4 protein-coding genes are annotated in these 5,775 nt (G+C 73.9%); 1 reads left to right on the forward strand and 3 read right to left on the reverse strand.

What is annotated here, in order from left to right; genetic code table 11:
- From BU198_RS18505 to BU198_RS18515, 3 genes are all read right to left on the reverse strand, one after another.
- Positions 1–775, reverse strand: a 775-nt coding sequence (locus BU198_RS18505) for an IPT/TIG domain-containing protein (RefSeq protein WP_188297971.1), incomplete at its 3' end; no start/stop codon positions are given.
- Between the two features lie 99 nt (positions 776–874).
- Positions 875–2,992 carry a HelD family protein gene (locus tag BU198_RS18510; protein WP_188297972.1) on the reverse strand — a complete coding sequence of 706 codons (2,118 nt, stop codon included), beginning with the start codon at positions 2,990–2,992 and terminating at the stop codon, positions 875–877.
- Positions 2,993–3,120: 128 nt separating this feature from the next.
- A complete protein-coding gene (locus tag BU198_RS18515) occupies positions 3,121–4,803 on the reverse strand; it encodes an ADP-ribosyltransferase domain-containing protein (protein ID WP_188297973.1) in 1,683 nt (560 codons plus the stop codon).
- A 246-nt stretch (positions 4,804–5,049) separates the two neighbouring features.
- Here BU198_RS18515 and BU198_RS18520 point away from each other — a divergent pair, with 246 nt between their 5' ends.
- Positions 5,050–5,736: a macro domain-containing protein gene (locus tag BU198_RS18520; protein WP_188297974.1), complete on the forward strand. Its 687-nt coding sequence runs from the start codon at positions 5,050–5,052 to the stop codon at positions 5,734–5,736.
- The last annotated feature ends 39 nt before the right edge of the window (positions 5,737–5,775 follow it).

Genomic DNA, 5,775 nt, shown 5'->3' on the forward strand with positions numbered 1-5,775 from the left:
CCAGGACCGTGCCGCCCGGTCCGACCACGGTGACGGCGGCGCTGCCCGAGCCGCCGGGAGTGGTCACCGCGCAGGCGGTGTCGGTGCAGCTGCCGGGCGCCGGGACGCCGCCGATCAGCACCATCGCCCCGGCCAGGCCGGCGCCCGTGACGGCGACCGGGGTGCCGCCCGCGCCCGGCCCGGTGGTGGCGCTGACGTCATCGATCCGCGGCGGCGGGGCGAACAGCGGCGGCAGCGTGCCGACGCCGAGCAGGTGGGTGGAGACGTGCCCGGTGGGGATCGTGTCGGCGGCGTTGGCGACCCTCGCGGTGATCGCGCCGGTGACCGGTCCGGTCCCCTCCGCGACGACCGGGATCTTCATGAACTCCTGGGCCCCGGCCCGGCGGTTGCCGTCCAGGACGGCCTCCAGGTGGCGGCCGTCGGGCGAGACGGTCTCGGTGAAGGTGTAGTCGTACGGCGTGGAGTAGAACAGCGCGCCGCCGGTGGTGAGCCCCGGCGGCAGGTCGACGGTGAAGTGGGTCGGCCCGGTGAGGTCCTCGGTGCCGATCGAGCTCCAGGACACCGAGAAGACACCCTGCCGGTTCTGCTCGGTCGGGTAGTTCCCGGCCTGGGTGAGGACCACCCGCTGCTTCGGGACCGTGCGGGGCTCGGCGGGCCCCGCGGCGGCCTTGGCGGTGACGGCGTCGGCGGTGACGGCACCGGCGGTGGAGGCGGCGGCGGTCAGGGACAGGGCTGCGGCGAGACCGGCACTGACCAGTCTGATGATCGTAGGCATACGGAAATCCTCCCGGGCAACCGGGAGTTCGGTGGCCGCCGTCCCGAAACGGCCCCGCAATTGGCGCGATCCGCACCCGCACCCGCCACGCCCCGCCCGTCACCCGGCCAACGGCGCGGGCAGCGGGCGAGCGTGCAGGACGTCCAGCCGGGAGACCGCCCGCGTCACCACCACGTACAGGCGGTGCAGCCCGCGCGCTTCGGCCTCCACGATCGCGGCCGGCTCCAGCACCACCACGTGGTCGTACTCCAGCCCCTTCGCCAGCGACGCCGGCAGCACCGTCACCCGCGCCGTGGTGCCGACCTGCTCGGCCGCTCCGGTCGGGACGCCCGCCTCCCGGAGGGCCTCCGCGGTCTCCGCCACCGCGTCGTCGGCCGCGATCACCGCGATCGAGCCCTCGCGCTCCAGCGCGGCCCGCACCGCCGTCACCACCGCTCCGCCCAGGCCGCCCCCGGCCACGCTCCGCACCGTCAACTCGCCGTCCTGCCGCAGCGACACGGCCGGCGGCACCGCCACGTCCAGTGCTCCCAGCAGGGTGTTGGCGAGTGCCATCACCACGGCCGGGACGCGGAAACCGGTGGTCAGCGGCACCACCGCGGCCTGCGGCTTGCCCAGGTGGCCGAGCTGCTCGGGCCAGCTGCGGGCGGCCCACGGTGCCGTCGCCTGGGCGAGGTCACCGAGGACGGTGAGCGAGCCGAAGACGCTGCGGCGGGCGATCGCCCGGCACTGCATCGGGGAGAGGTCCTGGGCCTCGTCCACCACGACGTGACCGAAACCGGCCGGGTGCTCGATCAGTCCGGCCACCTCGTCCAGCAACATCAGGTCGTGCTCGGACCACCTGGCGCTCTTCTCCGAGCGCGGCGGGCAGCGCCACAGGATCGCCGCCCGCTCCTCCGGACCGAGCACCCCGTCCGCCGCCTCGGCCAGCACGGCGGGATCGCTCAGCAGCGCGGCGACCACGGCCTCCGGCCGCAGGTTCGGCCAGGCGGCCTCCAGGAAGGCCGCGACCGGCCTGGAACGCCCGATCTTCCGCGTCCACGCCCCGGACATCACGCCGGACCGGCGCTCGGCCTGGTCCTGGAGCATCGCCACCACGCGGGTGCGCAGGCTCTCCCGGCCGATCGCATACGGCGGCGCCTGCTCGCGCAGTTCGGCGACCACCCGGTCGAGCCGCTCCGGGGACACCCGCCAGCGGTAGGAGCCGTCCGGGACGACCAGCGGCTCCGATCCCGTCGCCCGGATGCGTCCGTACAGCGCCCGGCGCAGCACCGTCGCCATCCGGGCGTCCTGCTTGACCACGGCGGCCCGCTCGTCGTCCACCGAGGTGACCGGCCGGGTGGCGACCAGGTCCTCGACGGTCTTCTGGACGACGTCGATCTCGCCGAGCGCGGGGAGCACCTCGGCGATGTAGCGCAGGAAGACCGGGTTGGGGCCGATGACCAGCAGACCGCTCCGCCGGATCCGCTGCGGGAAGCTGTAGAGCAGGTACGCGGCGCGGTGCAGCCCGACGGCGGTCTTGCCGCTGCCGGGCGCGCCCTGCACGCACACCGACTCGCTCAACTCGCCCCGCACCAGGGCGTCCTGCTCGGGCTGGATGGTGGCGACGATGTCCCGCATCGGACCGGTACGGGGCCGCTCGATCTCGGCGGCCAGGATGCCGCCCGCACCGCTGCCGCCTCGGCCGCTGCCGCCGCCGCTTCCGCCGTCCGAACCGGGCCCGCCGACCGCGCCCGCCCCGCCGAGGGCCTCGTCCTCCAGCCCGGTCAGCTCCTCCGGCGCGCCCAGGCTCCACGGCGCCCAGCCGAACCGGCGCCGCCGCGCGAGCCCGAGCGGGGTGTGGGCGCTCGCCTGGTAGAACGCCCGGGAGACCGGGGCGCGCCAGTCGACCACCAGGGGCGGCACCGTCGGGTCCTTGGAGATCCGCCGGCGGCCCACGTAGTAGCGCTGCCGCCGGTGGTCCCCGGCCTCCACGGTGTCGGCGAAGTCCAGGCGGCCGAAGAACGACGGGCTCTCCGACAGCTCCTTCATCCGCTTGGCGCGGGTGCGCAGGTACCGGCCGAGCGCCTCCGCGCTGGCGCCGTCGCCGGAGACGTCTTCCCCGGCGACGACCTGGTGGCCGGCGTCCTCGACCTGCCGGGCCGTCGCCACCCGGCAGGCCTCGACGTAGGCCCGCTCGCGTTCCAGTTCGCCGTCGAGGCTCTGGGTTTCCGAGGTCATCGTTCGCGTCCCTTCCCGCACCACGAGGTCACCGGATGCTCGAAGTCCAGCATAACTTAACTCAGTAAAAATACTGACCCAGTTACGACAGATGGCTACGGAACACCCCGGGAGGCCTCGGGCACGCCTCAGGACACCAGGGGCGCCTCCTCCAGCTCGGTCAGCGTCACGGTGCACAGGCCGCCGCGCTCCGCCTTGACGTCCGTCACCTGGAGCTGGGTGCCGGGCAGCAGGATGAACTCCTCCTCGCCGGTGAACGCCGAGAAGTTCTGGATGCCGGTGGCCCGCACCGGGCGCACCTCGAAGAGCGTCCGCTTGCCCCTGCTGCCGAGGAAGGACCGCGCCACCCCGAGCTTGGAGGTGCAGGAGGAAACGCCCCACCACGTCACCGTCCTGCCGAGCGGGTACTGCCGGCGCAGGTCCAGCGAGACCCCGCGCCAGAGCGGCTCGGTGCGGACGGGCAGCCGCGACACCGCCGCGAACAGCAGCCGCAGGTACGGCAGGTAGGGCACCAGCCGGCCGCGGTCCGGCGAGCGGAGCACCGCGTTGATCTCCCGGTAGAACGCGGACTCGCAGGTGTACAGGTACAGCGCGGCGATCTCGTCGGCGGAGAGCCCGGCCGGGAGCCCGGCGGGGAGCCCTGCGGCCGGGCCTCCGGAGACTCCGCCCGACAGGCCTGCGGCCGGCTCGTCCACCCGCCGCTTGCCGAAGTCGTGCGACAGCGACACGTGCCGGTCCAGCCCCCGCAGCAGCTCGGCGACCGGGGCCACCGCCTCCCGGAACCCCATCAGCGGGGTGTCGAACACGCCGGTGATGGCGGGCAGGACGAGGCCCTCGTCCTTCACTCCGGCGAGCCGGTCCAGGTAGAGCTGGTGCAGCTCCATGGTGGAGGCGATGAAGGCGCCCATCCGCTCGGCGACCCCGTCCTGCGCCCCGCCGCCCTGCGCCGACGACGCGTTCCAGCCCGTGCTGGGCAGCCAGTCGACCTCCTCGGCGCCGAGCGAGGCGAGCGCCGCGTTCACCGTGGCGAAGTGCTCTCCGTCGCAGAAGATGTCCCCCTGGGCCGCCGGGTTGGCGTGGTCGATGTGGCGGACCTCGACCTCGGGGTACTTCTGCTGCAACCGCAGCACGACGTTCTTCAGGCTGCGCGCGTGCGCACCCCACCAGGCGAAGACCACGAAGCGGTCCTCCTCGGCCGCCTGCTGCTTGGCCCGGAGGATCTCCTCCACGATCCGCTCGGCGACCGGCCGCCAGAACCCGGTGTGCTGGTCCGGTCCCATCGCGCCGTCGCCGCTCGCGGTCAGCGCCGCGTTCAGCAGCAGCACGCCCTGGGTGAGCATCGCCTGGAACCACTCCGGCGGCTGGACGGTCCCCCGCTCCTTCAGCAGCGCCCGCATGTCGGCGATCGGCGTCTTCTTGGGGATGCCGTACTTCCACATCGCCGCGGCCTTGATCAGGCAGCGGATGCTGATCACCCGGCCGAACTGGCTGTCCTTCCAGTCGTGGAAGGTGTTGTCGAACATCGCGATGCCGGTGGCGCTCTCCGGCCGCGGGTACGGGTTCTGGCCGAAGACGACGACCTTCCACTCGTGCGGCGCGTGCGGCTTGAGCGCCTGGAAGGTCAGCTCGCGGACCGGGACGACCTCGGGGCCGCGACCGGGGCCGATGAACGAGGCCGCGCCGGGCTGCGCCTCGATGACCGGCTTCAGCAGCGGCAGCCACGGCTCGCCGCCACCAGTGAAGAGCTCCGCGAGGGCCAGCGGGTCGCTCGGGTCGGGCTGGGCGGCGGCGGGGGTGTCGACAGCGCTCATGGTGGTGCAACTCCGGCTGGTCGGGACCGTGCGGACGGCGGGCGAATGACGAATGACGATCCGTCAGCTTCCCTGGCGGACAGCACAGTCCTACCAGCCGGGTCTGACAGTCCCCACCCGCCCGGAACGCCGCACCGGCCGCCCCCGGCCTCGGTGGACGGGACCGGACGGGACCGGACGGACTGTCAGTGCCGCGCGCTAGCTTCGTCGGTGTCACCAAGGAACCGGACCGACAGGAGCCCCGACATGACCACGGACCGCACGCAGGCGCCGCTCAGGGTGGTGCTGACCGACCTCGACGCGACGGTCGTGGAGTCCTGGCGGGCGGCCTTCGCCGACGTCCCCGGGATCGAGATCCGGCACGCCTCGCTGCTCACCGCGGAGGTCGACGCCTGGGTCAGCCCCACCAACTCCCGCGGCCGAATGGACGGCGGGACGGACGCCGCGGTCAAGCGCCACCTGGGCGCGGGCATCCAGCTGCGGGTGCAGAAGGCGATCCGCGAGCAGCACGCCGGCAGCCTCCCGGTCGGCAGCGCGGTCTGCGTCCCGTCCGGCGCCGTCAACCCCCGGTTCCTGATCTCGGCCCCGACCATGCGGACCTCCTCGCAGAACGTCAGCGAGACCCTGAACGTGGCCCTGGCCTGCGCCGCCGCCTTCCAGGCCGTCCACCGGCAGAACCTGCTGGAGCCGGGCTCCGTCCGCTCGGTCGCCCTGGTCGGCATGGGCGCCAGGACCGGCCGGGTCCCGGCCCGGGTCTGCGCCAACCTGATGTGGTCGGGGTACACCCTCTTCCACGACCACCACTTCGCGGACGACGACGAGCTGCGCGCCACCGTCCTCGCCCAACTGGACGACCTCGAGAAGGCTCCCGCCACCGAGCGGGTGCGGATCGCGCCGCCCGCGCGCCGGAGTTCACCGACCCGCCGCGGCTGACGCCACCCGCGAGCCGCCCGCACGCCCGCACGCCCGGCC

It is taken from the genome of Streptomyces sp. CBMA156 (assembly GCF_014596515.1).
Classification (GTDB): domain Bacteria; phylum Actinomycetota; class Actinomycetes; order Streptomycetales; family Streptomycetaceae; genus Kitasatospora.